Source organism: Candidatus Woesearchaeota archaeon (assembly GCA_018303405.1).
Taxonomy (GTDB): domain Archaea; phylum Nanobdellota; class Nanobdellia; order Woesearchaeales; family JABMPP01; genus JAGVYD01.
This window is the reverse complement of record JAGVYD010000014.1, coordinates 15,306-40,792: the sequence shown is the minus strand read 5'-3', so window position 1 is coordinate 40,792 and position 25,487 is coordinate 15,306. Positions and strand designations below refer to the sequence as shown.

At 44.1% G+C, this 25,487-nt stretch carries 30 protein-coding genes, 2 tRNA genes and 1 pseudogene; 10 read left to right on the top strand and 23 right to left on the bottom strand.

Features of this window, described 5'->3' with window-relative positions; translation table 11 throughout:
- Nucleotides 1–63 precede the first annotated feature (63 nt).
- The 3 genes from J4227_05400 to J4227_05390 are packed head-to-tail and all read right to left on the bottom strand — an operon-like array spanning nt 64 to nt 2,677.
- A complete protein-coding gene (locus tag J4227_05400) occupies nt 64–612 on the bottom strand; it encodes a 5-formyltetrahydrofolate cyclo-ligase (GenBank protein ID MBS3109935.1) in 549 nt (182 codons plus the stop codon).
- Between the two features lie 32 nt (nt 613–644).
- Complete coding sequence (gene purD, locus J4227_05395; protein ID MBS3109934.1) at nt 645–1,976, bottom strand: phosphoribosylamine--glycine ligase; 1,332 nt, start codon at nt 1,974–1,976, stop codon at nt 645–647.
- A 59-nt stretch (nt 1,977–2,035) separates the two neighbouring features.
- On the bottom strand, nt 2,036–2,677 hold the full coding sequence (locus J4227_05390) for a cytidylate kinase family protein (GenBank protein MBS3109933.1): 642 nt from the start codon (nt 2,675–2,677) through the stop codon (nt 2,036–2,038).
- Nucleotides 2,678–2,971: 294 nt separating this feature from the next.
- Here J4227_05390 and albA point away from each other — a divergent pair, with 294 nt between their 5' ends.
- Nucleotides 2,972–3,253, top strand: coding sequence for a DNA-binding protein Alba (gene albA, locus J4227_05385; GenBank protein ID MBS3109932.1), 282 nt, complete (start codon nt 2,972–2,974; stop codon nt 3,251–3,253).
- Nucleotides 3,254–3,271: 18 nt separating this feature from the next.
- On the opposite strand, the gene J4227_05380 is transcribed toward albA, so the two are convergent.
- The 3 genes from J4227_05380 to J4227_05370 form a co-directional block, all read right to left on the bottom strand.
- Nucleotides 3,272–3,496, bottom strand: coding sequence for a histone family protein (locus tag J4227_05380; protein ID MBS3109931.1), 225 nt, complete (start codon nt 3,494–3,496; stop codon nt 3,272–3,274).
- A gap of 131 nt (nt 3,497–3,627) precedes the next feature.
- A complete protein-coding gene (locus J4227_05375; protein ID MBS3109930.1) occupies nt 3,628–3,939 on the bottom strand; it encodes a 30S ribosomal protein S17e in 312 nt (103 codons plus the stop codon).
- Nucleotides 3,939–5,573 (bottom strand): TCP-1/cpn60 chaperonin family protein, encoded by a 1,635-nt coding sequence (locus J4227_05370; protein ID MBS3109929.1) that lies wholly within the window; start codon nt 5,571–5,573, stop codon nt 3,939–3,941. Before J4227_05370 ends, J4227_05375 begins: the two co-directional genes overlap by 1 nt.
- A gap of 197 nt (nt 5,574–5,770) precedes the next feature.
- Here J4227_05370 and J4227_05365 point away from each other — a divergent pair, with 197 nt between their 5' ends.
- A complete protein-coding gene (locus J4227_05365; GenBank protein ID MBS3109928.1) occupies nt 5,771–6,016 on the top strand; it encodes a hypothetical protein in 246 nt (81 codons plus the stop codon).
- On the opposite strand, the gene J4227_05360 is transcribed toward J4227_05365, so the two are convergent.
- From J4227_05360 to J4227_05325, 8 genes are all read right to left on the bottom strand, one after another.
- Complete coding sequence (locus J4227_05360; GenBank protein MBS3109927.1) at nt 6,013–7,575, bottom strand: amidophosphoribosyltransferase; 1,563 nt, start codon at nt 7,573–7,575, stop codon at nt 6,013–6,015. The genes J4227_05365 and J4227_05360 overlap by 4 nt on opposite strands.
- 105 nt (nt 7,576–7,680) lie before the next feature.
- Nucleotides 7,681–8,463 (bottom strand): 50S ribosomal protein L11, encoded by a 783-nt coding sequence (locus J4227_05355; GenBank protein ID MBS3109926.1) that lies wholly within the window; start codon nt 8,461–8,463, stop codon nt 7,681–7,683.
- Between the two features lie 114 nt (nt 8,464–8,577).
- A tRNA-Leu gene (locus J4227_05350) sits at nt 8,578–8,714 on the bottom strand.
- A gap of 270 nt (nt 8,715–8,984) precedes the next feature.
- Nucleotides 8,985–9,590, bottom strand: coding sequence for a hypothetical protein (locus J4227_05345; protein MBS3109925.1), 606 nt, complete (start codon nt 9,588–9,590; stop codon nt 8,985–8,987).
- A 120-nt stretch (nt 9,591–9,710) separates the two neighbouring features.
- Nucleotides 9,711–10,496: a transcription elongation factor Spt5 gene (locus J4227_05340; GenBank protein MBS3109924.1), complete on the bottom strand. Its 786-nt coding sequence runs from the start codon at nt 10,494–10,496 to the stop codon at nt 9,711–9,713.
- Nucleotides 10,497–10,572: 76 nt separating this feature from the next.
- Complete coding sequence (locus tag J4227_05335; protein MBS3109923.1) at nt 10,573–10,776, bottom strand: protein translocase SEC61 complex subunit gamma; 204 nt, start codon at nt 10,774–10,776, stop codon at nt 10,573–10,575.
- Nucleotides 10,777–10,886: 110 nt separating this feature from the next.
- Nucleotides 10,887–11,954, bottom strand: coding sequence for a cell division protein FtsZ (gene ftsZ / locus J4227_05330; protein MBS3109922.1), 1,068 nt, complete (start codon nt 11,952–11,954; stop codon nt 10,887–10,889).
- Between the two features lie 192 nt (nt 11,955–12,146).
- A complete protein-coding gene (locus J4227_05325) occupies nt 12,147–12,929 on the bottom strand; it encodes an FKBP-type peptidyl-prolyl cis-trans isomerase (GenBank protein ID MBS3109921.1) in 783 nt (260 codons plus the stop codon).
- A 506-nt stretch (nt 12,930–13,435) separates the two neighbouring features.
- On the opposite strand from J4227_05325, the gene J4227_05320 reads away from it, so the two are divergent.
- Nucleotides 13,436–14,182, top strand: a complete 747-nt coding sequence (locus tag J4227_05320; GenBank protein MBS3109920.1) for a hypothetical protein — start codon at nt 13,436–13,438, stop codon at nt 14,180–14,182.
- Between the two features lie 222 nt (nt 14,183–14,404).
- Here the strand turns inward: J4227_05320 and J4227_05315 are convergent, their stop codons facing one another.
- The 4 genes from J4227_05315 to J4227_05300 form a co-directional block, all read right to left on the bottom strand.
- Nucleotides 14,405–15,823, bottom strand: coding sequence for an oligosaccharide flippase family protein (locus J4227_05315; protein ID MBS3109919.1), 1,419 nt, complete (start codon nt 15,821–15,823; stop codon nt 14,405–14,407).
- Between the two features lie 53 nt (nt 15,824–15,876).
- Nucleotides 15,877–16,017, bottom strand: coding sequence for a hypothetical protein (locus J4227_05310; GenBank protein ID MBS3109918.1), 141 nt, complete (start codon nt 16,015–16,017; stop codon nt 15,877–15,879).
- Nucleotides 16,018–16,084: 67 nt separating this feature from the next.
- A complete protein-coding gene (locus J4227_05305; GenBank protein ID MBS3109917.1) occupies nt 16,085–17,272 on the bottom strand; it encodes a radical SAM protein in 1,188 nt (395 codons plus the stop codon).
- Between the two features lie 78 nt (nt 17,273–17,350).
- Entirely contained in the window at nt 17,351–18,331 is a 981-nt protein-coding gene (locus J4227_05300) for an Lrp/AsnC family transcriptional regulator (protein ID MBS3109916.1), read from the bottom strand.
- A 119-nt stretch (nt 18,332–18,450) separates the two neighbouring features.
- Here J4227_05300 and J4227_05295 point away from each other — a divergent pair, with 119 nt between their 5' ends.
- Together J4227_05295 and J4227_05290 are read left to right on the top strand one after the other, a co-directional pair.
- The gene (locus J4227_05295) at nt 18,451–18,825 is read left to right on the top strand and encodes a hypothetical protein (GenBank protein MBS3109915.1); all 375 of its coding nucleotides are present in this window, start codon (nt 18,451–18,453) and stop codon (nt 18,823–18,825) included.
- Nucleotides 18,806–19,213, top strand: coding sequence for a hypothetical protein (locus tag J4227_05290; GenBank protein ID MBS3109914.1), 408 nt, complete (start codon nt 18,806–18,808; stop codon nt 19,211–19,213). The genes J4227_05295 and J4227_05290 overlap by 20 nt, the downstream gene beginning before the upstream one ends.
- 79 nt (nt 19,214–19,292) lie before the next feature.
- On the opposite strand, the pseudogene J4227_05285 reads toward J4227_05290, so the two are convergent.
- From J4227_05285 to J4227_05275, 3 genes and pseudogenes are all read right to left on the bottom strand, one after another.
- A pseudogene (locus J4227_05285) lies at nt 19,293–19,475 on the bottom strand (DUF4256 domain-containing protein).
- Nucleotides 19,476–19,502: 27 nt separating this feature from the next.
- Complete coding sequence (locus J4227_05280) at nt 19,503–19,778, bottom strand: YdeI/OmpD-associated family protein (GenBank protein MBS3109913.1); 276 nt, start codon at nt 19,776–19,778, stop codon at nt 19,503–19,505.
- A gap of 397 nt (nt 19,779–20,175) precedes the next feature.
- Nucleotides 20,176–21,114 carry a Fic family protein gene (locus J4227_05275; GenBank protein ID MBS3109912.1) on the bottom strand — a complete coding sequence of 313 codons (939 nt, stop codon included), beginning with the start codon at nt 21,112–21,114 and terminating at the stop codon, nt 20,176–20,178.
- Nucleotides 21,115–21,263: 149 nt separating this feature from the next.
- Between J4227_05275 and J4227_05270 the strand changes: the two genes are divergently transcribed.
- The gene (locus J4227_05270) at nt 21,264–21,872 is read left to right on the top strand and encodes a hypothetical protein (GenBank protein ID MBS3109911.1); all 609 of its coding nucleotides are present in this window, start codon (nt 21,264–21,266) and stop codon (nt 21,870–21,872) included.
- Nucleotides 21,860–22,342: a HEPN domain-containing protein gene (locus J4227_05265; protein ID MBS3109910.1), complete on the top strand. Its 483-nt coding sequence runs from the start codon at nt 21,860–21,862 to the stop codon at nt 22,340–22,342. The genes J4227_05270 and J4227_05265 overlap by 13 nt, the downstream gene beginning before the upstream one ends.
- Before the next feature lie 137 nt (nt 22,343–22,479).
- On the opposite strand, the gene J4227_05260 is transcribed toward J4227_05265, so the two are convergent.
- Nucleotides 22,480–22,845 (bottom strand): DUF1801 domain-containing protein, encoded by a 366-nt coding sequence (locus tag J4227_05260; GenBank protein ID MBS3109909.1) that lies wholly within the window; start codon nt 22,843–22,845, stop codon nt 22,480–22,482.
- Between the two features lie 81 nt (nt 22,846–22,926).
- Here J4227_05260 and J4227_05255 point away from each other — a divergent pair, with 81 nt between their 5' ends.
- Nucleotides 22,927–23,106 carry a hypothetical protein gene (locus J4227_05255; GenBank protein MBS3109908.1) on the top strand — a complete coding sequence of 60 codons (180 nt, stop codon included), beginning with the start codon at nt 22,927–22,929 and terminating at the stop codon, nt 23,104–23,106.
- Nucleotides 23,103–23,918, top strand: coding sequence for a tyrosine-type recombinase/integrase (locus tag J4227_05250; GenBank protein MBS3109907.1), 816 nt, complete (start codon nt 23,103–23,105; stop codon nt 23,916–23,918). The genes J4227_05255 and J4227_05250 overlap by 4 nt, the downstream gene beginning before the upstream one ends.
- A gap of 103 nt (nt 23,919–24,021) precedes the next feature.
- Here the strand turns inward: J4227_05250 and J4227_05245 are convergent.
- Nucleotides 24,022–24,117, bottom strand: a tRNA-Lys gene (locus J4227_05245).
- A gap of 264 nt (nt 24,118–24,381) precedes the next feature.
- Here J4227_05245 and cax point away from each other — a divergent pair.
- A complete protein-coding gene (cax, locus tag J4227_05240; GenBank protein ID MBS3109906.1) occupies nt 24,382–25,434 on the top strand; it encodes a calcium/proton exchanger in 1,053 nt (350 codons plus the stop codon).
- Nucleotides 25,435–25,487 lie beyond the last annotated feature (53 nt).

Genomic DNA, 25,487 nt, shown 5'->3' with positions numbered 1-25,487 from the left:
AATCTTGCACCAAAACTTAAATATGCCAAAACTTAAATATAGTTAATTTATTATTGCTGTCTATTACCTGCCAGGCTTTATAACTCTTTGCTCTGTCACAATGATATCCATTTTGACATCATTGCTGTGCCGCGGCACTTCTTCTGCAATCTGCATTTCAAAAGAAAGGGCAATTTTTGGGCAGCCAACCAATTTCAGGAACTTATCATAATACCCCTTCCCATAGCCGAGCCTGTTGCCAGTTTCATCAAAGGCAATCCCCGGGACAATAACCAAATCAATGTCCTCTTTGTCCATTTCAACAATCTTTCTGGGCTCAAGAATCCCAAACATGCCTTCCTTAAGCTCGTCAAAATAATTGATTACGGCCGGGATGATATGCGCCTTGGTTGTGGCAGGCACGGAAATCCTTTTTCTTGTCAGGTTTTCCTGGATTAAATCGTGGGTAAAAACTTCGCTGCCTTTGGAGACAAAGACCATGCAGCTCCTGGCTCTCTGGAATTCCGGCAGGGATTCGAGGTTAGCCCTGATAATTCTGCTCCAATCCTGAATCTGCTTTTCCTGAAGCGCGTTCCTCTTTTCCAGAAAATGCTTTCTTAAATTTTCTTTCATGGTGCGATATTTTCCTAACTGCCGGCACAAGCTTACCTTGGCGACATCTTCCTGATATGGTCAACTCTCTTATCAATCAAGTCAGTGGTGCCAATGTCCTTTCTGTGGAAAGCCGGGCCCTGCACAGCTGAAACAGCTTTTTCCGCCAGGTACTCTGCATTTTGAATTGTGTCGGCAATGCCCACAAATGCTATTGCCCTTGAGCCGAGCATGACCATTTTTTTTGGGTCACCCTTGCTTTGCTCCACTGATGCCAGGTAGATTTTCACACCAGCGATTTTTTCGCCCAGCGAAATCTCCTCTCCCCTGGCTGGCTTGTCAGGATATCCCTGTGGAACAGCATACTTGCACACAGTTGCCTTGCTGGCAAAGACAATTTCCAGATCGCCGAGCTCCTCATTTATTATTGCACGGCAGATTTCGACAAAATCTGTGACCAAAATAGTCAGGACATTCATTGATTCAGGGTCAGCAAACCTTGCATTGTACTCTATCAGCTTGACCCCTTCCCTTGTGAGGATATAGCCACCATACATGATGCCCTTGTAAAATTCGCCTGTCTCCTCATAAAGCGCAGCTGCCATCCTTCTCGTGATCTCTATCCCCTGGTCTGCTGCATCCTGTGTAAGAAACGGCAAGAGGTGGTTTTCCATGCTGTAGCTTCCCATCCCCCCTGTATTGGGCCCCTTGTCACCATCAAAAGCCCTTTTATGGTCCTGCGCTGCAGGAGTCGGCACAACTGCCTTTCCATCGCAGAAGCATTGGATGCTGAATTCCTCGCCGTCCAGCTTTTCCTCAATTACCACCTGGCCCTGCGCAAGAATCTCCTTGCAATAGTCCAATGCATCATCCTTGCCTTTCAGGTGGTCGCCCTGCACTTTGACTCCCTTCCCGCCAGTCAGGCCATCAGGCTTTATGACAAACTGCTTGCCTTCCTCTGCGAGCATGTCGATGAATTCAGCAATCCCGTCCATGGAATCAAAAACATGGAATTTTGGCAGCCCTGGAATCTTATACTTATCCATCAGCATCCTTGTGAATGATTTGCTGGTTTCCAGCCTGGCCAGGCTTTTTGTAGGGCCGACGCACGGAATCCCGTGGTCTGCGAGAAAGTCAACCACTCCCTCTGCCAAGGGCTGCTCAGGGCCGATTATGCAAAACTCAGGCTTAATCTTCTTCACGAAAAGCTCAAGCGCCTGGAAATCATTGTATTTTGCAACAATAAAGTCCTCGCACATTGCAATCAAAGCCGGATTTCTCCAGGCCATCACTGCATAAAGAACCGGCTTCTGGGGGCTGCGCTTGACAGCGTCAGCAATTGCGTGCTCCCGGGCGCCGCAGCCAATAAGCAGGATGTTTGCCATGGAAACCAAAACCAAATTATCATTTAAATAGCTTATTGATTTCAGGACGATTCATCAGGCTATTTTGCCCTTCCCGATCTTGCAGAGATGCGCCGGATCCCTGTCCTGTTCATGATTCGGGAATTTCCAGATGCCATCCTGCGCTCAGCGTTTTTCGCCTTATTTTTCCTGACAGTCTCGACCATCCTGAGAATTTCATTTGCACTTCTCCACTGGTCATTGTGGCTTGTGTCATAGACGATGTCAAAATTCTTCCTGCTGTTAATATCAACTTTGTAATAGCGCTTAAACCTTAACCGCTCTGATGCCGACCTTTTCTTAATGTATGCAATGGCTTCCCTGTACGTTGAGTAATTCTCATTCTTTCTCTTCTGGCTGAAAATCCTCTTGGCGCCTGTTTCCGGGTCGCATTGAAGCAAAATCCTGACAGACTTCGGGACAAAATGAAAGCTAAGCCTGCCGTCAAAAATCGCATTTTTTACACGCTTTCCCAGCCGTATCTGGTAATCATCAATCTGCCTGTCAATTTTTTTGTCCTTTTCGCCCCTTTTGTTCATCTCTGTGACGCTGATGCCCTTCTCCCTTGCCATTGACCTCATTATGGTCCCCACAGAATAATATTTCAGCCTGAATTTTTTTGCCAGAAACAATGCGACACTTGTCTTGCCGGAGCCGGGCATGCCTGATATGGTTATAATCATGGCTGAACAGAAGGCCAGGGCTTATTTAAATATTTTGCAATGATTGCGATTTTGCAGAAAATCCAGCTTTAGCTGCCATTCTTTTTGTTTAAATTGCGGGCATTTTTATTACTACCACTCCATAATGCTGACTGAATTTTATTGCTGTTATGCCCTGATCTTTTACACAAAGCTTTTTAAATATATAAACTCCATATGCGCTGAAGTTACCGAGTGCTTTCACCAATGGAAGACATTGGGGCGCGGCTGGCTCAGCTATGCTGCATAAGGATAACAGTTAACAGGGGGTGCAGTATGGGCAGCGACAATTCAATATTTATTGGCGGCAAGCCCTTCATGAACTATGTGACCGGGGTTGTGATGCAATTCACGACCAAGAACGCTTCTGAAGTCACAGTAAAGGCTAGAGGCAAATTTATCAGCCGTGCCGTTGACGTGGTGGAAGTGGCGCAAAAAAGATTTCTCACTGGCCAGATTGAAGTCATTAAAATCGACATTGACTCTGAGGAATTCCAGAACAAGGAAGGCAAGAATGTCAGGGTGTCATCCATTGAAATCCTATTGAAAAGGAAATAAGAAAAACTAACAACAATTCTACTGCTTTCTCGCAGCAAGCTTGATGTCTTCCCCGTGCACAGTCTTCCTTCCAGTGTGCTTGGCCATCTCAACTGCGCGTGCGCCTATCTCCACGCCTTTTGCTTCAAGATACTCTGCAAGTGCCTGGACTGCGCCTGCGCTGGCCCGCTTGGCTCCTGCTGCCATCAGCAATCTCCCAACCGGCGCTCCCGGTATTATCCTATTTTTATCCGCTCTTGGCATGATAGGCAATCAATTGCACTCCAATTATATTAAATTTGCGCTTAAACAGCTGAAAAAGCCATAAAGAACGGATAACTCAAGATGGAAAAAACAAAGAAACCCGGGAAAAACAAAAAAATATCCAGGCAAAATTATCGCTGGTTCCTGGAACGGCCGCTGCCGCCCCTTCTGCCTTGCCTGTCAGAGCTTCCGTACATGTCTCCCCTGTCAGAATATTTCTGCTGAGGCGGCGCTCTTGGCAGGGCCTGCCCTTCCTGGTAGCCCTTTTTCTTCAGCCTGGTAACATAGCCAGCAATGATATTCCTGATTTTGGGCGATGATTTTGTCGTCCACTTCGCTGTCAATGCCTTGTTCTTGCCGAAATCCTCGCTGAAAGAATCACTATGTGATTTCATGAGCTTTTTTGTCAGCCTCTTTATCATCTTTGTTTTAATTCGTCCCATTAGTATTCACCGCCCATACCGCCCATGCCCGGCGGCATCTGCGGCCCTCCTCCTGATGGCCCACTGGACTTGCCAGCTGCTATGAGGTCATCAATCCTCAATATCATTATTGCAACTTCGGATGCTGAGCTCACTGCCTGAGTCTTGATTTTCAATGGCTCGACTACGCCGTTTTTCATGGCATCCATGACCTTGCCTGTAAATACATTGATTCCGGCCCACTTCTGGCCTTTGTCATGCGCGGCCTTCAGCTCAGTCAGGACATCAATCGGGTCCAAGCCTGCATTTTCTGCAAGGGTCTTGGGTATGACTTCCAGTGACTGCGCAAAGGCTTTTGCTGCCAGCTGCTCCTTGCCTGATAGGGAATTCGCAAATTTGTAAAGCTGCTTGGAAAGCTCAATCTCGACTGCACCAGCTCCGCCCACAATCTTGCCAACCCTCAAGGCTGCAATAACATCCCCTACTGCATCACTGATTGCCCTTTCTATCTCATTTGTCACATGCTCTGTGCCGCCTCTTACAAGCAGGGTAACTGCCTTCGGGTTCTTGCAATCCTGGATGAATGTGTACTGCTCATCGCCGACCTTCTTCTCTTCAACAGAGCCGGAGAATCCTAAGTCTGACTTATCGAGGTCATGTATGTTGCTGACTACCCTTCCGCCGGTCGCCCTGGCCAGCCTTTTCATGTCTGATTCGCTGACCCGCCTCACGGCATAAACGCCCTTCTTTGACATGAAATACTGCGCAACATCATCAATGCCCTTCTGGCAGATGACCACGTTTGCGCCAGATGAAAGGATTTTTTCAACAAGGTTTTTCAGCATTTTCTCTTCCTGGTCCAAAAATGCCTGCATCTGGTCCGGCGAGGTTATCTCAATCTTGCTGTCAATCTCTGTCTTGGATATCTCAATCTCCTTGTCAATCAGCGCAATCTTGGCATTCTTGACCTGCCGCGGCATGCCCGGATGCACCCTTTCCTTGTCGATAAGCACGCCCTTGATAAGCATGGAATCATCAGCCGGCGCGCCTGACCTTTTTTCAATTTTCACATTTTCAGAATCAATGTTGCCGTCTGACTCAACAATCATCTTCACTGCGTCAACTGTCATCTTTGCCAGCTTTTCCTTGGAATACTCAGCGCCCTTTCCAGTCATTGCCGTTGTGGCAATCTTAATCAGGCTGTCATTGTCCTCCTTTGTAATCTTTTCAGAAATTGCATTCAGGATAACCTGTGCCTTTTCTGACGCAATCCTGTATCCCTTGGCAACAACTGTTGGATGAATGTTTTGGTTAAGCAACTCCTCTGCATTTTTCAGGAGCTCTCCTGCCAGCACCACAGCTGTTGTAGTCCCGTCGCCAACCTCATTTTCCTGTGTCTTGGCAATTTCAACTATCATCTTTGCTGACGGGTGCTCGATATTCATCTCTTCAAGAATTGTGACCCCGTCATTTGTGACTGTGACATCCCCCATTGAATCCACAAGCATCTTGTCCATTCCTTTGGGCCCAAGGGTTGTCCTGACTGTCTCTGCAACTGCCTTTGCAGCCATGATATTCGTTGAGTGCGCATCCTTGCCCACGCTTCTCTGGGCGCCTTCCGGCAAAATAAAAATCGGCTGAATTTGCTGAGCCATAATCTCATCCTCCTTCTGTTCTCTATTCAATTAGGTGTATTGCTTTAACTCCATATAATGCCCTATAATGGAGAGATACTAGAGGTTCATGGGAAAAATTGGGGTTTTATAAAGCTTATGAATGACGATTTGCATATCCCTGCGGATATCTCATGGGAACAGTTAATTTATTATACCCTATGGGATTTGGTAAGCGCATGGCAGGATTCCTGATATCGAACGCTGAAAAAATAAGGAAATGGGGATGGATTGGAATTGCCATTGGCGTTATACTGGTCATGATAGGAATTACGGGCGTATTTCTCCCAGTCCTACCTGGCGTGCCTTTCCTAATATTCGGCCTGCTGATTCTGGGATTTGAAGTGGCATTCCTCAAGAGAATGGAAAAGGCATTTTTCGAAAAAGCCAAAAAACCAAAGCCAAAGAATCATGACAATAATTAGCACGAACCTTTATCTTTATCCTTTTCATATGTCCTGCCCTTTTGCCCGTTCATTGCATTCTTAAGGGCTGTGCCATACAAAAGATTGCCTTGCTTTGTCGGATAATCTGTGTTTAGGCAGGCCATGCACAGCTTTTCCTGCGGGAACGAGATTGACCTGGCCAGCCCAGGAATAGTCTGGTAGATCAGGCTGTCAGCGCCCAATTCCTTTGCCATCCTGTCCAGCACTGTTTTTTCAATTGGCTTTTTAGGGTCGATCTTGAACCTGGGCGCAAACAACTCAGTTATGGTGGACATGTCTATCCCATAAAAGCAGGGTGCCACAATTGGCGGGCAGCTGACCCTTATGTGGACTTCCTTTGCCTTTCCAACCTCTTTCAGGTATTTTACAATGTTTCTGGTTGTGGTGCCGCGCACAATGCTGTCGTCAACCAGCAGGACTTTTTTCCCCTCGATTATATTTTTCTGGACAGTGAACTTGTTCCTGACCTTGTCCTCGCGGCTCCGGCCTTCAATAAATGTCCTGCCTGCAAACCTGTTCCTGATGAGGCCTTCACGGCTCGGCAGGCCAAGGGCATAGGCATATGCATCCCCAGCTGGTTTTGCGCTGTCCGGCACCGGAACAACCACATACTCATTTGTGTTAATGGGCAAAGTCTCAAGCTTGGCAAGCTCTTCTCCCAGCTTTGTCCTGGCCAAATACACTGATTTGCCGTCAAAATGCGATGCAACGTTGGAGAAATAGACCCATTCAAACATGCACCTTGCCTGTTTTTTTGATGGCACCAACTGCTTTATGGCAATCTTACCCTCCAGCACCTGCAGGACTTCCCCAGGTTGGAGGTATTTAATGTCAGTGACGCCAAAATTTGCCAGGGCGTTTGACTCTGATGATACGAGCAAGACATCCTCATAGTGGCCATAACACATTGGCCTGAAGCCTATCGGGTCACGAAGCACAATGAGCGTCCCCCTTGCATTGATGAAGGCAATATTGAATGCGCCATCAAATTTTTTGGCGAGGCTGGAAAAGACCTCTTTCATGTCCGGCCTGGATTTCGCCTGAAGCTCCCTTGAAAGATAATGCATCATGATTTCAGTGTCATTGTCAAACATTATGTGGTAATCAGCCTTTTCAACCAGCGGCTTTTTCAGGTCAGAATAATTTGCAATGTTCCCATTAAAGCAAAAAGAAAACCATTTCCACCTTCTGCCGTGCGTCCTTTCAAGGGGCTGCGCATTGTCTCTGTCATCTGCGCCGCATGTCGCATACCTTGTATGGCCTATTCCTGTGTTGCCTGCCAGGGACTTGAAAATTTTCAGCTGTTCATCCGGATTGGATTCCTTGAAAACCTCTGTGACAAGCCCAAGGTCCCTATGGGTTTCAAGCAATCGGGGCCTAAGGGGATTATAAGTTGTTATCCCTGCGCTCAACTGCCCGCGGCCCTGCAAATTCATGAGCAATTTATAGAGAAAATTCGGAGCCATGCCTTGGAATTTAGAGCCGTCCGGGATATGGACTGCTGCCACACCGCAGTTTTCATGGACATTATCTGTCATTGTGATTTCGAAATACAGCTTTTTTATAAAGCTTATTGTGCCATGCTTCAAAACATATAAAATGTTTTCTTGCTGAACATCCTCTTATTCAAAGATAAGAAAAAATTATTTCTTCGCGGGCGCTGCCTTGGCCACTGCTTCTTTTGCAGGCGCTGCTCCAGGCGCGCCAGGCGCTGCGGCGGCTCCGCCAGCTGCTTCCGCAGGCAGCAGTTCGTCGATGATGGCCTGCGGAATCTTGGCCTCGCCAAGCTTGCCCTTGATAAACCCTCTTTCCTTTCCTTCATTGGCCGCGATAATCTCTTTTGCCTTCTTGACAAACTCTTCGCGCCTCTTCAGGATCTCCTCTGCAAGCTTCTTCTTCTCCTCTTCCAGTTCCTTCAGCTCTGCTGCTGAAAGCTCTGTCTTCTGGAGCTTTATCTCCTCGTCGAATTTGCCTTCATCAACAAGCTTTATTGCTGCCTTTGCTGTAACGCCTTCAACCATTACGCCCATTGAGCCGCATGTTCCAATGATTTCCTTGACCTTCTCCTTCATTGTCTTGCCAAGGAGGCTGTCTTCTTTCATTTTTGCAATCTTGATAATCTGCTCAATCTTGATGTCTGCAATCAAATCCAGCAATGGGTTGCCGGAGCCCTTCTCTATGTTTGCCTCCTTTTTCACAAGCGCTGAAGCCGGAGGGGTCCCGATTGAAATCTCATATTCCTTTGTAGAAGTATCAACTGTTATCTTGACAGGCACCTGCATTCCCTTGAATGATTCGGTCTTTTTGTTTATATCTGCAACTACCTTGCCGATATTTACGCCGAGCGGCCCGAGTGCAGGGCCCAATGGCGGGGCTGCTGTTGCCTTGCCGCCTTCAACCAATGCTTCAACTTTTTCCTTGGCTATGTGCATCACCGTCTGATTATGCTATTTGGGATTTAGAGTTGCTTTAAAAGCTTTGCTCTTTGATATTGCTGTTTATGGCTTTATAAAGTTTGATTATTCAAAAGAAATTTTGTGCGGCGGAGGCGAGAGATTCGCGGCAGCTTCCAGCACGGTGCCGTTCTTCGCCTTTTTTAGGAGGATTCGAACTCGCATGGCGTGTGGGCGCCGCCTCGTCTTGAGCGAGGCGTCAAACCTGGCTAGACTTCTCCTCCTTTGCACAAAATCAGCAAATTATATATATTTGCGAAAATAAAGCAATACGTGGGCGCCGCTTCGCATTAGCGGGGTTTTTCTTTTTTATTCATAATTAAATAATTTAAATTTTATTCTTAATGGACTTAACCCTAATTTTTTCGTGATAAATCCACTATGTTGCAGAAGATTTTCGGATTAAACTGGAAAATATCTTGCCAGCTCAACAGAAGCTCAAATAATGTCCAGGAAAATTTGCCAGAAAATTAAAAACAGTTCTAACTATCTCACTAAGACAATGTTGGCCTGCCGCCTGGAAACATCTTGCTGTCCCAGAAAACCTGGGCTTCTTTCTCTCCTTCCTGCACCAAAATTCTCAAGAAGCTCAGCCAATCCTGTATTTTTAAGACACCAGGTGCATATAAGGCCGACATTTTGTCAAGATAATGGTCAAAATTTGCATTTCTTTCTATCCCCTGAATCCTGCTGAATTCAGCTTTGGCTTTGTCTGGCAACCCTGCCTTTATGTATGCTATTTTTAGATTGTGCCTGATGTCGATTTCCAGGGTAGGCTCATCTATGCCATGGGCTCCCAGGATGCCCAGTGCTTTCTCAAGGCTCTGGATGGCCTTTTCTGCTGAGCCAGTCTCGACAAGTGTTGGGGCAATGCTCATAAGGAGCCTTGGGTCATCCAAGAATTCAGATGGTATCTGATCCACATAACTTCTTGCGAGAGGAAATTTTTCCATGCGGGCATAATGCACTGCCGCGGTGATGATAACCACCGGATCACTTGGATTCTTTTCCAGAGCTGCTTTTACCTGGTCTGTAGCTTCCCTGAATTGCAACTCTGAATCAAGAGTGTACACCCTTCTGTAAAGCAAATCGCTATCCATGAGCAGGTGGCATATTGGATGCTTTTAAATCTTTGCAATTGTAACTACTGTTCAAAAGTTAAAATTCTGAGAAATCAAAAGAAACAACAATAAAAAAATAAAACTATAGAGGATAACCTCCTAAAACTCGTCCTCTTCTGGCCCGGAAGTGCCGGATGACTCGACTGAAGGCGGAACCTCAATTGATTTTTGCTCATCGCTGTCAGCATCCTCGCCCTCGTTTTCCCGCCTGATGACCTTGATTGCGTCCATCTTGACTGTGATTGGGATGGGCACGGCGGCTTCAAGCAGTTCAACAACAACCTCTTCCTTTGCCTTGTCTATCCTTGTAACCTTGCACTTCTCGCGCTTGAATGGCCCCGAGATAATCTCTGCAATGTCATTCTTGCGGATGTTCACTTCCTTCTTGACCTGCTCAAGCATGTGCTCTATTTCAGAATAATCAATCTCCTTTGGCAGAATGCCCCTTGCATAGGGCACGTTGAATGCCGACTGCTCAGCGTCGCTCCTTGATGGGGCCTCCAGGAAAATATATCCCCTCATGCCATGCGGCCTTATGACGGAATACAAATCAAGCTTTTTCTTTTTCGCATTGCTTGTGACAAAATCCATGACCTGGTCTTCCCTGTTTGCCGTTGTCCTCAAAGCAAAAATATGCTGCTTGACTTCAGCCTTGGGAGCCACTGCCACTTCCTTTGCAGGCAACTCCTTCTCAGCTTGCTCTTCTTCAGCCTCTTTGTCCTTGGCTGGCTCTGAAATCTCGTCCAGCATTTCAGCAAACTCGTCCTTGTCAGACATTTTTGCAGATTCCTGCTTTTCAGGCGCCGCACTTTCCTGCTTCTCATCTTTCTGGTCAACATGCTGCTTTTTCAGCTGCTCCAATTCCTTCTTGAAATCATCACTCATTTTGATATTCACCTTATATCCTTGTTTCCTCTTCAGTTTTGTTTTGTCAGGCTAAATTTGCCAATCGCATGGCATTTTACTTTAAAAATACCTGCTTGATCATTGTTACGACGAACCCTATAAATCCTATGAGCATCATCCCAAGCCCTGAAACCTTGACAATAGTCTTGAATTCCTCCCTGCTGGGCTTCTTTGTGACCCTCAGCACCCTGATGCATTCATTTACGAATGACTTGAATTTTCCCGGCGCTTCCGGTTCTTGCGATTGTGTCTCTTCCATTTTGGACCCTTTTTCACTTATTCATATACCTTGATGAAAATGAAGTTGCGCACAAGGCCAGCATAAAGCGCATTTGCCCTGCCTGCCTCTCACTCCCCTCTATCCCCTTATCAGTCAACAAATTCGATGCCGAGCTCTGTCTCAATCTCCCTCTTTTTTCCTGATGTTCCCTGCCCGGCACCAAGTATCTGGCTGGATTTAACGCCTGTTATTATAAGCATTGCCCTTATTGTGTGCTGCATGTCCTCGGATATCTGCGCTCCCCATATAATCCTGGCATCGCTGTCCAGTTTTTCCGAAACAGCCTCGACAACTGTCCTTGCCTCATTGAGAGTCATGTCAACTCCGCCGAGGACATTAATCAGCGCGCCATTTGCGCCTGAAATATCAACATCAAGCAATGGGTTTGAAATGGCCTTTTCAACAGCCTCAATCGCCCTGTTCTCTGTATCGCTTTCGCCAACGCCGATCAGGGCAACTCCTCCCTTGCCCATCACAGCCCTGATGTCTGCAAAGTCAAGGTTCACAAGGCCTGGCTTGGTGACCAGCTCGGCAATTCCCTTGACTGCATTTGTAAGTATTTCGTCTGCAACCTTGAATGCTGTGTGCAATGGGAGGTCAGGGGCGAGCTCCAAAAGCTTGTCATTTGGTATGACAATCAGCGTGTCAACGGTCTGCTCCATCTTTTCCAGGCCAATGACAGCGTTTTCATACCTTCTGTGCCCTTCCATCATGAATGGCATCGTTATTATCCCAACAACAAGAGCTCCGAGCTTTTTGGCAACTTCCGCCGCCACAGGAGCAGAGCCTGTCCCTGTTCCGCCGCCAAGGCCGCATGTTATGAAGACCATGTCGCAGCCTTCCAATGCTTTTTTAATGTCATGCTCTGATTCCCTTGCAGCATCTTCACCGATTTTTGGGATTGAGCCTGCGCCCAGGCCATGGGTCAGCTCCTTTCCAATGAGTATTTTCTTGTCAGCTGATGTGTAAAGCAGGTCCTGGGCATCGGTATTTATCGCAACTGTTTCTGCGCCTGCAACACCAACTTCGGTAATCCTGTTAATTGTGTTATTGCCGGCGCCGCCGCAGCCAACAACCTTGATTGTTGCCCGCTGTTTTGCGAGCAGCTCTTCCAGCTCAGCATCAATTGCGTTCTTTTTTGTCGGCGCCTGCTTCATCCCTGGGTAGGCTGGCTTTGCCTGTTGTTTCAGGTTGACTTCATCAACAATCTCTTTTAGGAAATCTGACATTGTGACACCTTCTTGCCTCCCTTGGCCAAAATATCAATCATTGGCTGGCAATGCCTGGATTTGCCCTCGGTGGCGCGCCGGCCTTTGTGGTAAAATCACTTGCATTTCTAATATATAAAATTAATGCTTGTGGCCTGAATGGTCATGCCCTGCATGGCTGTGCCCTTCATGCTCGTTGTGCGCATGGCCAGCATGCTCCTTTGCCCTGTTTTCATCCTGATGAGCCTTCCCTTCCTTATCATCGGCTTTGGGCTTGGCCACAAAAACAAGCTTTTTCACATCAGGAACAAGCTCAGCAAGCTGCTTTTCAATCATTTCAACGATTTCCTTTGGCATTTCCTGCGGGAAATCAACTTCAACTGTGCCATCCTTCATGCTGATTTCAGGCCCTTTCAGGCCAAGCTGCATCCTGAGCAGGCTTCTGACCTTCTCAAGGCTGTCTTCCACTATCCTCTTGATATCAATTGAGTAGACAACTTCTTTTCCAGACAGCGGATGGTTAAAGTCAACCAATGTCCTCCCGCCTGAAACAGTCTTAATGACTCCCATATGGTTGTCAATGTCAACCTGCATTCCAGGCATTGGCTGGATGTTTTCCTTTTTGAACCTAGCAGTTGGAACCAGCTGGAGAAGCTTGGCGTCCTTTTTCCCGAATGCACCTTCAGGCGGGATGTCAAAAGTATAACCCTTCCCTGCCTCCGTGCCTTCAAGATGGCCATCCAGGCCGGGCAGCAAATGCTTTTGGCCGACGCAAACAATCACCGGCGCATATTCAGCCTTGCCTGAATATAATCCATTCTCTTTTGCAACGCTTTCAATTGTTGTGTCAAAAATTATGCCCTCTTCCTTGCTTTTGCCGGTGTAGTCCAGCTCAATGAAATCCCCTTTCTTGATTTTTGTCATTCAATCCAACCCTTTATCCAATAAATAATGCATCTCAACGCCTGGTTGCCAAAAACTTTGCCGGCATTGCGTTGCCAAATGCCCAAAATATTCATTGCTTTCCCATCTACCTCCCGAGAATCTCCGAGAAGAAGACATTAATTTAGTGTTTTGGCATTATATTTAAAGTTTACTGTTTTGTGGCTTAGCAGGAAAGTTTACGTTTTGCCATCAATTCCGCGAGCACCTGGAAATAAGGCAGGCAGCAGTTTTCGGAGTGCGGTCACTCGCTCTGCTCGTTCGGCACTTAAGCGATTCCAAAAATCGTTAAGCTCCAGGGAGAAAACTGCCCTCGTGAGTAAGATGCCCATGCGAGCCGATGGCAAAACCTGAGCCTTCAGGCGAAGTTTTCTGCTAAGCTTGTTTTGTTATGTGCTGTTGAAAATGCTGGCAGCAACACCTGCTAAAACAGAGCCATCCCTCAGATAACTTTATAAAGGGTTCATTAGTCCCAATTCATTGGCAAAATGGCTACAGAAAAATCACAGCTTAGAATCAAGAGAAAAAACTGGTACCAGGTTTATACCAATTCGACTTTTGGCGAAACATTCATTGGCGAGCTGCCGCTGGAAATGCCTGACCAGATGAAGGGAAGGCACATCCAGGCAAACCTGATGAGCCTGACCGGAAATCCAAAGAACCAAAATATCAACCTGAAGTTCAGGGTTGAGAAGGTTGTCGGCGCAAAGGGAATAGCATACCCTGTTTCTTATTCAATTGTTTCATCCAGCATACGAAGGATTGTGAGGAGAAAGAAGGACAAGCTTGACTATTCCTTCAAGTGCAGTTCTGCAGACGGCATCAAGATGAAACTGAAGCCCATGTTCGTAACCAAGTCACAGACAAGGAAATCAATCCACATCAGCCTGAGAAAGGAAGCGCTTGCATTTCTGGAAGCAGTTGTCACAAAATCAAATTACCTGACCCTGTTCATGGATGTCATAAACTATAAAGTCCAAAGGGCGTTAAGGGACCATCTCAAAAAAACCTACCCACTGTCCATTGCTGAACTACGCGTCCTTGAAACAATTCCTGGCCAGGAGCTGAGCAAGGCCAGTGAAGAAACAAAGAGGCCATCCGAGCTTTTGGAAAGAAAAATGCCTGAAAGGCCATCTCCAAGGCAGGGCCAGCAGGACTCAGGCCAGGCAAGGGATGTGCAGCCTGACCAATCATCTGAAAATTCCGTGGAAACCACGGAAACAATCCAGCAATAATGTTTTTCTTTTGACTCCAATATAGAAACTTTGCTCAAGATTGAGCGCTGTAGAAAATCTCGGCTAACGCCTCGGTCTTGCCATCAGCTCGCATGCTCTGGCTCAGCGTGAAGATGCAAATTCCTCTTGCAATCTCCTTTGCATGTGCTTCTGTGGCATTGAAATGCTCGCATAAACGATGGCAAGACTTACATTTTCTATAGCACCTTAAGATCCCTTGCGTCACTCTTTTTTATCCGGGATGTCGCTCAAATCGAGAAACTCATCCAGCTCTTCCATCTTGATTTTCCTGGATGAAGTGTGCCGGTTATTATTACTGTCGGACTCTGTCTTGAGCCGCAAATAGGCCGAGACAGGATACTTCCTGTAGCCTGTTGTTTTCCTGAACATCTTGAGGAATTCCTCCTGGTTGAAATAAACAATCGAGACAAATGCGAGGAACATAGTCAGGCACATAAGGGAAAGCACCACAAACAACGAGCTGCGGAAAACGCTTATGACCACTATCTCAAGGACAGCAAAGGGCAGCAATGTAAAGGCAGTTGAAAATCTTTTGATTGCCATGTTGTACATCACAAACACATTTGTAAGCGCAAGAAATGTCGTGCTCAGCGCATAAAGGCCTATCAGATTTGCTATTTTGTAATCAGCGCTGAAAAGTATGTGCGCAAAAAAATTAGGGAATACCAGGTAGAGCAAGGTTATGGAAAAACCGATTGTTGCAGTGTAGGTCAAGGCATCCTTGAGCAAAGGGCTGCTGTCCTCACCATTGCTGTGCAATTCCGCTGCCTTGGGGAACATCACAGAGAGCATCCCTGTTGACACAAAGAATATAATCTTGCCCATCAGCGATGCAGCTGCAAAATAGCCCGCGTCCAGGCTGGTAAAAAATATCTTAACCATTATCACGTCAATATTCAGCATGATGCCAATTATAAGCGAAAGGCCGATTGACTTCAGGATGTAAGGCAGTATGCCAACATCGCCAATCCTTGCCGGCTGGATGGAAAAGAGGAATTTCAGCGGCACAATCACAAACGGGATTGTAAGCAGGGCCGCAAAGAAAAGGCCGAGCAGGGCGCCTGAGACTCCCATGCCGAGGCTGAGGAAGACTGCGCCGAAGACCAGGGTGAAAAAACCATCTGTCACCCTTCCGGCGCCCAGAAACCTGAATTTCTGGTTCCCGTTAAGCATGCCAAAAAATGTTGCAAGGATGACATAAGCCCAGATAAACAGCCCAAGGAACACAATCGGCACAATGGAGTCGTGCTTTATGAAATGCCTTATTGGCGCGCTCAATATAACCAGGGCAAGAAATATGGAGAAACCCACTATTGTCATGGACTTTGTTGTAAGGTCAAACATCCTCCTGATCTTGTCAAACTGTGTCTTTGCACGGAAATAGGAGACGTATTGAATCACAATATAGTTCATTATGTTCGTAAGAAAGAAGAATATGAAATATATGGAAAGCAGCGCCCCGAAGACGCTGTACTGCTCAGGGCCAAGCTTTCTTGCAGTGTAAAAATAAAAGATATAATTGAACATGTTCGCAAGCACTGAAGTGACCGCTATTATCATGGTGTTCTCCAGCAAACCATGATTAGCCTTCATCTTTCGCCGAAAATGCTCCAAGACCATGGTGAACCCTCCGCAAGCACTTGTTTTTTAGAATCAGCGGTATTTAATACTTTTTATTGCTGAGGCGCTTCAAGCTTTTCGAGGACGCTGATGTCTGCAAAATTCTCCGTTGCGCACTCGAAGCAGTAAAAATCATTCGTGCCCCTAATTGAAAAGACTGCAGGGCCTTCGCATATAATGCATTTCTTTGGCATCGACGGTAAAATAACTTTGGTGTTTTTAAATATTGTGATTTTACGAGGGAGAATGGTTAAACAGGAATTATTTCGGTCCTGCATGATATTCCTGTCTGTATAGAGGATCATCTGCAATTAATCTTGCGACATTTGCAACAGTAGGATCTGTCTGCGGCAAATTTTGCTGCCTTGCAAGGTCCATAATGCGATGAGGCAGATTTAGAACCAGGCAGGCATTCCCACCTTCTTCATGCAATTCACGAAATTGTCTCGCTGCCGGAGAAGTAATTATTTGCTCCAATGGTGTTTCTTTAACATTGCCCATTGAGAAGCTGGTTGTAAAGCAAGGCAACACTTCTCCTGAAGACCTTACATAAAAATGCCCTCTGCCCGCTGCGCAACCAGCATATTTCAACCTGTCAACATAATTTATCAAAACCATCGGCGTTTCATCCTGGATATGCTTAATTCTTTCGTCAAATGCAGCTCGCTCTTTAGATGTCATCATCACACCCTTATACCAACCATTTGCCGGACCGTAAGGAAAAAAAAGAGCCACAACTGCCCCATTATCATTGAAAAATTTCAGTGTCTCCGGATCTGAAAGATGGTCCTGGTTATGTTCTCTTACAGTAAAGGAGATTCCGTACGGAATCTTCGCTTTATGCAACCTGTCCATTGCATCCTCGACAAACCTGAAGGATCCTCTCCCACGCGACCTTTCAGAATATTCCCCAATTCCGTCAGCGCTCAAATTCCAAAAAATATTAGCATTTTTTTGCGTTAAATCGACGAATCTATTTTCTAAATTTATTGCGTTTGTAAAAACAAAGAAGAACATGTCTCTGTGATTGTCAATCAGGCTATAAACATCATCCGAAGTTTTTGGGTGGAGGGGTTCTTTGCCCAGAAGAACAATAGAATGTGAACCAAGTTCTTTTGCCTGGTTTACAATGGAATCCATCTCTTCTAATTTAAGTTTTTCAGTTGATTTGTCATGCGTACCGCAGCCATCGCATTGAAGCTGACAATATTCACCAGGGTTAATAAAAATGACCCTGGGCCCTGGAAATTTGTATTTTGCTTCGAATTTTTCAGAATTCTGCCATATCCTCGGAACGCGCATAAGGTGATTAATTCCGGCTTTGAAGACAAGTTTCGGATTCTCGCTGATAACTCTTTCCAGAACTGCAATAATCTGTTCCGACTGAAACCAAGGCTTTACTGCCTGCACAATTGATTTTACAAGGTAATGTGAGGCCTCCCTAGTCATAAAAAATTAACCATGGACACCTATTTAAAGTTTATTTATTCCCAGGTGAACAATGACCATGCCCGATGTGGTGTTTCTTTAGATCTGCTTGGTAAGGTCCAATTCCGCCTTTGGCTCTCCGGTAATCAGCAGAAGCTCATAGTCCCTAATAAAATCAGGGAACTTTTCCTTCATCCTTTTCATTTGCCTGTCAGCTGATTCATAATTCCCGGCGTCAAGCTCAAGCTCCAGCATCCAGGAGCCTATTTTCTGCTCATAATGGAATATATTCCCCTCGTCAATGCAATGCTGCTTGAGGGCAAAATTTTTCCTTTCAGTGTAGTTTTTCAGGTGCACCACAACCTTATAGAAGCTCATCCCTATCTTGGATACATCCAAGACCAGCCTGAACCTATGGATGATCCCATTTTTTTGAAGCTCAGCTATGCGATAAGACACAATCCTTGATGTCAATCCTGTTTTTTTTGCCACATCTGTCGACATTAACCTGGCATTTTCTGCAATGGCCTTGAGGATTTTCAGGTCTTTGCCATCTATCATGCTTTTTTCTATTGCCTTGTACCACGTCGAGCCCATGCCTCCCTTCTTAACGAAGTACCCGCGCGAAATTATCTCAACTTCAGCATGCGCCTCTATGTTTTGGTCGGTTATGAATTCCCCATACCTGTTATGGACATCAGCTGCAATTGAGTAAAATTCCTTTACATCCTTGACGCACAGGCTATAGATGATATCCCACTTCCCTGAACAGGAGGCCACCCACCAGGTCCGTTTTAATGATGCGAGATAATCAAGGATTTCCTTTTCTTCCTTGCTTGTGGCGTTCTGCAGCTTAAGATAGACATTCCAAACCATCAGGCCCAGCTTGCCCGCATCAAGGAAGGTGATATACTTCCTGATCAGGCCTGATTTTTCCATCCTTTTCATCCGGTACTCAATGACTGCGGGGCTTGACCTGGTTTTTTTTGCCAACGCCGATATGGACTGCCGTGCATCCATATCCAGCTCATAAAGCAGTTTTCTGTCAATGGCTGTCAATTTGAGTTGCGAATTGCCCATATCCTTATTTTACTACAATTATTATATAAATTTTGTTGTTTTTTATGAAAAATTATTAAATAATTTTAAATATTGGTATACACTATTAACTATTATATAATAGTAATATTGGTGAGAATATGGCAAAACAAGAATACCTGACAATAAAAGTGGCCGACGCGCTTAAAAAATACTATGACCGGAAGACTCCCCGTCCCATATACCTTTACGAAGTAACATACCCTATCATTGCGTGCGGCCAGGCATATATAGGCACCCAGTTCCGGATTGAGCATCGGCGTGATGAGACTATACAGGTCCATGCCATGAATATCCAACACCTGTGGAGGAAAATAGGCAAAGAGATTGTTGATGATTTGAGATGGACTTTGGGGACGCTGGAACATGGCCTGATTGACACCAATACATTTGAAAATCTGGAAGTGAAAATAAGGAAAATACGCCAGGTACCAATGGCTGGCAAGGCGGATGCCCATGAACAGAAGCAAGGGTGAGAAAATGGCAGATGTGAGCGAGCCCCTAAATGTGCACCAGGAATTGTACACCATAAATGCAGATGATCTGGTGTATGAGCGTTTTCCAGAAAGACTGAGGCAGGATTATGTTTATCAAATCCTGTATGACTATTATGAGTTTGTCCCGAACCCAAGAGGTCAAGTTTTTCAAGTTGCCAAAAGAACTGCCACAAGATATACAGAAGCCAAGGACCTCCTGGACCTGTGGAGCAAGGAAGGCAATGATATAACCAAACATTTCCGCGCATCAAAAGATGTTTTTGACAAGAACCGGATACACAAGGATGATTATAACAAACTGGAGCTTAGAATTCGCAAATTAGGGAAGGCTGATTTGCCCCCTCCTGCGCATTCTTCGTTTGTTTGATTAGAAAAACAAAAGCGCACAGTATCCCTTAAACACATGCATTAGAACTATGTTACTTTTCTGAAGCGTGTAGCAAGGTTTACCACCTTCGCTGTCTGCGTAAAATCCAGGCCCTTAGCGAGCCACGGAACGCCCTGGCGGCATAGTAAGATTCCGCGCCGTTGTGATATACGAAGACATTGCCGTAGCGGCGGTCAGCAAAGAGGGCGCCGCCGAGCCTTCTAATATCAGAAGGCATTTTCACCCAGCTCGACGTTTTCGTAAGTTAGGGGCTGGTGCTCCACGTATGTCAAAACCACTTTTTTGCCTTTGGTCTGCGGTGCGGGCAGCCAGGCCAACAGCAGGGTTGGCGTTTGCCTTCTTTTAGTTCCGCAACCATCCGCTGTATATGTTCAACCCTCGTTTCCGGCTTTTTGACTATGGTAATCCAGCAAATCCACTCATTACGTTGAATCAGAGTAAGGTTGTTCCATTTTTCAAGGATGTCTGAATTGGAAGACAAAGTTTTTTTTATATCTTCTGGCACATTGTGCGCAACACCATTTGCGATGGACTTTTTTGTCATAGTTTCTCCTTTATTATAAACAACTTTGAATATTTATTAAAGTTTTTGTTTTCAGTCACTTAATTTTCTTGCAGAAAAACACTAAAAACCCTCGGTTTTTGGCGCCCAAAAATGCATGGCATTTTTTATGGAATTTGGACGGAGAAAAATGAGACGGAGACCTTCAGAGTAGAGCCCATTTTTCGGAGTCGGTCAAGCCTTGCCAAAACGTCGACCATACTCGGCATCGATCGACTGACGAATGTCCCGGGGATAGCTATGACGCAGGGGCGCACAGTCCAATCAAAAGAGCGAAGCGATACTTTAAGGACAAGAATCAAAGGGCACACTCACAAAAATAGTAGCAAGAATCGGGGAGTTATTGTTAAAAGTAATTGTATGTGCACAATCCAAAGAATTATTCTTTCTTATTGTGCCCGTAACTTCTTATCTGGTCTATAATTAACTGAAGCATTCTGGAGATGTATTCTTTATATTCTCCTTTATCGGCAATATCTAATGATTGATAGTACTCTTCTCTTTTCTCAAATGGTATAAAAAACATAGGGAAACCCTTTTTCATTAAGATAAAATTCATAACTGTTCTTGCAGTTCTGCCATTTCCATCCTCAAAGGGATGTATCCATGCCAATTTTGCATGAACCAATACTGCTAATTCAAATGGGTGTAGTTTATTCTTATTTGCGCTATACCATTTAGAGAAGTTGAGCAAGTGCTTTTTGACTTCAGCATGAGGTGGCGGAACATGCGTTGAACCTTGTATCTGTACATCAAAAAATCTGATTCTTCCTCCATAAACAACTCCAGTGTTTTTTGTTAGAATCCCATTTATTCTTTCAAGGAATTTTGTGTTTAATTCGCCTTTATACAAGTTTATATAATCCAGACATTCTTTTCCGTTTATTGCTTCATTGTAATCTTCTGCACGTATTCCAGAAGGTATTACCTTATCTTTTAGAATAAGGGCGGTTTGTCTTAATGTAAGCCGATTGCCTTCAATTGCATTGGAATGGTATGTAAAACGTATTACGAAATCCTCATTCAGTTTTTCCTTGACACTTTTTGGAATTTGTTTAAGCCAAGTTGTGTAGCTTTCCTTTAAATCCTGCAAGGTTTCTGCATCATGCTCTGAAAGATATGTATAATTTGAGATTTTTGAAAAAGGTTTTGATTTATCCTCTATTTCTCGGGCATATTTTTTTAGTTCTTCTTTTGAAGGTTTCTTATCCCCTAAGAACACCCTTATCTTCTTCCATTTGTTTAAACTAAGCCTTATATTTTTTGTGAGGTAATAATACTCTTTTTTATTTCGTTTTAATATTTCGATATAAGCCATATGATGCTGTAAGGGCACGTAATATATAAAATTTTCGGTTAATTGTGCACTTACAAGGACAATAGTAAAGGGGCACACTCATGCTAAAAGCAAAAATTATAGGCTTAAAATCATAAAATTTATATATTATGTATGTTTTCAGCATACATATGGATGTTAGTAACATACAATTTACAAAAATTGAAGTTCAGATAGCCAACTATCTGTTTAAGCATTATAAGGATAGATACAACGCTAGGCAATTGGCTAGAATTTTGAATATAAATCACGCTCACGCTAATAAATTATGTAATATTTTGGTGGATAAAAAGCTATTAGCCAAAGAAGACATGGGGAATTCGGTCTTTTTTTATTATGAATATGGCAACAAGCTAGCAATAAAATTTATGGAGTATATGCTGAGTTTGGAAGAAAGAAACTTCCCTAAATGGTTAAGTGTGGTATCTCATAGTTTGAAGAAATTTAAGGACTGCATTGAAATGGGATTAATTTTTGGTTCATCTATAAAAACTAAGGATTTTAACGATGTAGATATTTTGCTTATGTATGATGCTAAAAAATCTAACGACATCAAAAAAATAAAGGATGAAATAAGAAAATCTGAATTAGTTGAAAAACCTATAAGATATGTGGATATAGCAGAAAAGGATATTGCATTAAATAAAAACGACAAAATTTTTTATAGTATACTATCAGAGAGTCTTGTATTTCATAATCCTGAAAAATATGTTGAGGTAGTTAGAAAATGCTGCAAATAGGCGAGCATCTAAAATGGTGTTTGAAAGGTCCAAAAAGACTGATAAAAACAAAGCCAGATTTGGATTTGGCGCAAAAGCACGTTAAGAAGTCAGAGTATAATTATAGTGTAGCGCAAACACTTGAAAGGTTGAAAATATATGACTGGGCTTTAAATGTCGGCTTTTATTCCATATATCACTGCTTTTTAGCAATCCTCGCCAAATATGGCCATGAGTCAAGAAATCAGACTTGTACGATAACTGTTTTGCTCACTTTGATAAACGAGAAGAAACTGAACTTGGATAAAGACTTGGTTACTCAATTTGATACACTTGATGTTGAAAAGAGCATCACAAATCCAACAGTAAAAGAGAGCAGGGAAATTTCAACTTATGGCGTTGAAACAAGCATTGATTTACAGCAGTTAAAAAGAATAAAAGAATTGATATTAAAAGTGCAAAGAGAGACGATTAGGATATTGCAAGAATAAAATTAACCATATACTTTTACTACAAATGCCATCATTGCAATTAACCGCTGTTATAAGCCCCGACGACTGAAAGGAGGAGAGCGCAGCGCGGCACGGAGCGTAGCGGAGTGAGTTCAAAAAATATTTTTCGTTAAACCTTATTTAGATTTATTTTCTTCAACTCTGAATTTCACAATTTCCTTTACTAAATCAAATGGGATAGGCTTATCCAGAGGAAATTTCACAGAGCCTTTTGCGGTTTCATAATCTGACATTTTTTTCTGGAACTTGATTATGCCAGAAGGAGTTGGATAGAAGCCAATGTGCTTTTTAAATGCAGCAAAATGAACCAAATGCTTCCCGTTCATATCAAAAGTCGGTATACCATAGCTCATTGTTTCTTCAGATTTTGGAGCCGATTTTTTGATTGTTTGCCTAAGCTTTTCTAAAACCCTTTGAATCTCTTTTGGAAATTGTGAAATGTACTTATCTATAGATGAAGTTTTTGGTTTAGTTGAAGCCATACATTGATATTTAAAATAGGAATAAATAAATCTTTCGATTAATCTAGAAAAATATTTTTTGAATTGCGTATAACACTATATATGCGAAGAAGGCAGGATTATGGGGTTATGGGGCTTGGGAAGGCAGAATTTAAGGGATTGGTGAGGAAAAAGTGTGCTCTTTTGAGGGTGGTGAAGACTGATTTTACGGGATTGGGCGGAAATTCTCCGAATTTTTTAGGATTACACATTTTAAGAGGAGAGCATTTCCCGGGGAAATGACTATTGACATACTCTATAATATGAAGAGAGAGATGCTACGCAGGAAGTTATCTCCAAGAACGGTCAAGACATATATGCAATATGTGAAATTATTCTTATTAGCAAATAAGGACAGGGAAATAAGAGCATTTTCCAAAAAAGATGTGCGAGAATTCCTTTACAAGATGGAAGAAAGAGGGGCATCAGGAAGTACACTAAATGTGGCACATAATGCACTCAGATTCATGATGATAGACATACTGCATAAGGCATGCTATCTAAAGATAAGATATGCCAAGACCCCTGTAAGAAAGCCAGAATACCTGACAAAAGAAGAAGTCCAAAAAATACTGAATGTCATAGAAAATCCAAAACATAAATTATTGGTCTCATTAATGTACGGTGCAGGGCTACGTGTAAGAGAAGTTACACAGTTAAGGATAAATGATTTCTCATTTGAAGAAAACATTGGATGGGTAAGGGGAGGAAAAGGAAATAAGGACAGGCCATTCATCATACCACAAAGAATAGTGGAAGAACTGAAAAGAGGGTGTGGGCACGAAAAGTTATGGTTATTTCCAGGAAGAAAAGGTGCATTAACAACAAAATCCGTACAAATGATAGTGGAAAAGGCAGGCCATAAAGCAAAAATCCGAAAACATGTCCATCCGCATATTTTCAGACACTCATTCGCAACACACCTGCTAGAGTCTGGACAAGATGTGGCCACAGTACAATCCCTGCTTGGTCATGTAACTCCGGAAACAACCTTAGGATACACTCATGCCGTAAGGCCAAAAATGATCAAAATAAAAAGTCCGCTGGATAATTAATTGTCCAGTTCCTTTCTCTTGCATAAACATTGCAAGGAAACGGCGGGCTTTATCGCGCAGATAGGTCTGCGGGTATTCGCTATATGATTTTATTAAAATGTCATGGGCCCCGGGGGATTCGAACCCCCGACCTATTGGTTTCCTTGCACTTCTCCATGCATAAGAGCCAATCGCTCTGACCAGGCTGAGCTAGGAGCCCATTGTGATTGTCTTTTCTGCGGCTGTTCATTTCAGCTCATGGATATTCTCGGTGAGTTCATGGGATTTGAGCAAAGTGAAAATCCCATTTACACGCCTCGCTTGTCAACCGAGAGTTCAGTTGCCATGGCTGAGCTAGGAGCCCATAATAGCAGCTTCTTCTGCTTTGAGAGGTAAAGTGAACAATATATAAGCTTTTCCACACGTGCTGCCAAACAGCAAGTAATTTATATCTGTTCAGGCAGGCATACCCTTAGCAGGCAACATGGGCAGAAAATTTGACCGATACATGGCTGGATTGTTATGGCTGATACCTGTAGCAATCTTAATACATTATTTTTCTGACTACAGGACCCTTGCATTTATTGTGGCTACACTGGCACTGGTTGGCCTGGCCAGGATGCTTGGCCGTGCAACAGAGAACCTTGCCGCACACAGCAATCCAAAAGTCGCCGGAATCCTGAATGCAACCTTTGGCAATTTCATCGAGCTGTCAGTGTCCATTATTGCCATATCCCAGGGCTATCTGGACCTTGTCCGCGGGTCAATTGTGGGAAGCATCATGGTTAACATTCTCCTTCTAATCGGATTAAGCGTTTTCATAGGCGGATTAAAGTACAAGGAGCAGAAATTCAATATCATATCAGCAGGCATATCCGGGACAATGCTGGTCATAGCCGTGACTGGCCTGAGCATGCCAACTATTTACAAGTACACAACCGGAAGCGATCCACAACTCCTCAGCACCCTGGTCTCAATTGTGCTTGCGCTTATATACATCGCCAGCCTCCTGTTCTCACTGTACACCCACAAATACCTGTTTTACTCAGAAGACATAATAATCTCCAAAATTGAGGGAGAGTGGAGCAAAAGGAAATCGCTGTGGGTGCTGTTCTTTTCTTCGATTGCAGTCACATTCATGGCCAACATTCTTGTGAATGACCTGACATCGTTCAGCCAGAAATTGGGGCTGGGGCATATATTCATTGGAATAGTGGTTGTCGGCGTAATATCCAACGTTGCAGAAATGATTGCTGCAATCACAATGGTCCTGAAAAACAGGATAAACATATCGCTTGAAATCGGGGCGAGCTCAGCCAACCAGATCAGCCTTTTTGTTGTCCCTGTGCTGGTTTTTGTCAGCTCATTTTTTGACCACAAATTCTCGCTGGTGTTCAACCTGTTTGAAATTGCGGCATTGCTGTCAACTGTCATGATCCTCAATTATCTTGTGACAGACGGAAGGGGGAACTGGCTCGAGGGCGTGCAGCTTATCGCTGTTTATACCATCCTTGCCATTGCTTTCTTTTTTGTCTAGGGCTTTTTTGGTGACCGATAAATATTTATATCCTATTTGACGCACAATGCTTA

Bases quoted from the DNA above. Each gene is read 5' to 3' on its own strand.
- J4227_05400 (MBS3109935.1), bottom strand. From the start codon at position 612: ATGAAAGAAAATTTAAGAAAGCATTTTCTGGAAAAGAGGAACGCGCTT.
- purD (MBS3109934.1), bottom strand. From the start codon at position 1,976: ATGGCAAACATCCTGCTTATTGGCTGCGGCGCCCGGGAGCACGCAATT.
- J4227_05390 (MBS3109933.1), bottom strand. From the start codon at position 2,677: ATGATTATAACCATATCAGGCATGCCCGGCTCCGGCAAGACAAGTGTC.
- albA (MBS3109932.1), top strand. From the start codon at position 2,972: ATGGGCAGCGACAATTCAATATTTATTGGCGGCAAGCCCTTCATGAAC.
- J4227_05380 (MBS3109931.1), bottom strand. From the start codon at position 3,496: ATGCCAAGAGCGGATAAAAATAGGATAATACCGGGAGCGCCGGTTGGG.
- J4227_05375 (MBS3109930.1), bottom strand. From the start codon at position 3,939: ATGGGACGAATTAAAACAAAGATGATAAAGAGGCTGACAAAAAAGCTC.
- J4227_05370 (MBS3109929.1), bottom strand. From the start codon at position 5,573: ATGGCTCAGCAAATTCAGCCGATTTTTATTTTGCCGGAAGGCGCCCAG.
- J4227_05365 (MBS3109928.1), top strand. From the start codon at position 5,771: ATGGCAGGATTCCTGATATCGAACGCTGAAAAAATAAGGAAATGGGGA.
- J4227_05360 (MBS3109927.1), bottom strand. From the start codon at position 7,575: ATGACAGATAATGTCCATGAAAACTGCGGTGTGGCAGCAGTCCATATC.
- J4227_05345 (MBS3109925.1), bottom strand. From the start codon at position 9,590: ATGGATAGCGATTTGCTTTACAGAAGGGTGTACACTCTTGATTCAGAG.
- J4227_05340 (MBS3109924.1), bottom strand. From the start codon at position 10,496: ATGAGTGATGATTTCAAGAAGGAATTGGAGCAGCTGAAAAAGCAGCAT.
- J4227_05335 (MBS3109923.1), bottom strand. From the start codon at position 10,776: ATGGAAGAGACACAATCGCAAGAACCGGAAGCGCCGGGAAAATTCAAG.
- ftsZ (MBS3109922.1), bottom strand. From the start codon at position 11,954: ATGAAGCAGGCGCCGACAAAAAAGAACGCAATTGATGCTGAGCTGGAA.
- J4227_05325 (MBS3109921.1), bottom strand. From the start codon at position 12,929: ATGACAAAAATCAAGAAAGGGGATTTCATTGAGCTGGACTACACCGGC.
- J4227_05320 (MBS3109920.1), top strand. From the start codon at position 13,436: ATGGCTACAGAAAAATCACAGCTTAGAATCAAGAGAAAAAACTGGTAC.
- J4227_05315 (MBS3109919.1), bottom strand. From the start codon at position 15,823: ATGGTCTTGGAGCATTTTCGGCGAAAGATGAAGGCTAATCATGGTTTG.
- J4227_05310 (MBS3109918.1), bottom strand. From the start codon at position 16,017: ATGCCAAAGAAATGCATTATATGCGAAGGCCCTGCAGTCTTTTCAATT.
- J4227_05305 (MBS3109917.1), bottom strand. From the start codon at position 17,272: ATGACTAGGGAGGCCTCACATTACCTTGTAAAATCAATTGTGCAGGCA.
- J4227_05300 (MBS3109916.1), bottom strand. From the start codon at position 18,331: ATGGGCAATTCGCAACTCAAATTGACAGCCATTGACAGAAAACTGCTT.
- J4227_05295 (MBS3109915.1), top strand. From the start codon at position 18,451: ATGGCAAAACAAGAATACCTGACAATAAAAGTGGCCGACGCGCTTAAA.
- J4227_05290 (MBS3109914.1), top strand. From the start codon at position 18,806: ATGAACAGAAGCAAGGGTGAGAAAATGGCAGATGTGAGCGAGCCCCTA.
- J4227_05280 (MBS3109913.1), bottom strand. From the start codon at position 19,778: ATGACAAAAAAGTCCATCGCAAATGGTGTTGCGCACAATGTGCCAGAA.
- J4227_05275 (MBS3109912.1), bottom strand. From the start codon at position 21,114: ATGGCTTATATCGAAATATTAAAACGAAATAAAAAAGAGTATTATTAC.
- J4227_05270 (MBS3109911.1), top strand. From the start codon at position 21,264: ATGGATGTTAGTAACATACAATTTACAAAAATTGAAGTTCAGATAGCC.
- J4227_05265 (MBS3109910.1), top strand. From the start codon at position 21,860: ATGCTGCAAATAGGCGAGCATCTAAAATGGTGTTTGAAAGGTCCAAAA.
- J4227_05260 (MBS3109909.1), bottom strand. From the start codon at position 22,845: ATGGCTTCAACTAAACCAAAAACTTCATCTATAGATAAGTACATTTCA.
- J4227_05255 (MBS3109908.1), top strand. From the start codon at position 22,927: ATGCGAAGAAGGCAGGATTATGGGGTTATGGGGCTTGGGAAGGCAGAA.
- J4227_05250 (MBS3109907.1), top strand. From the start codon at position 23,103: ATGACTATTGACATACTCTATAATATGAAGAGAGAGATGCTACGCAGG.
- cax (MBS3109906.1), top strand. From the start codon at position 24,382: ATGGGCAGAAAATTTGACCGATACATGGCTGGATTGTTATGGCTGATA.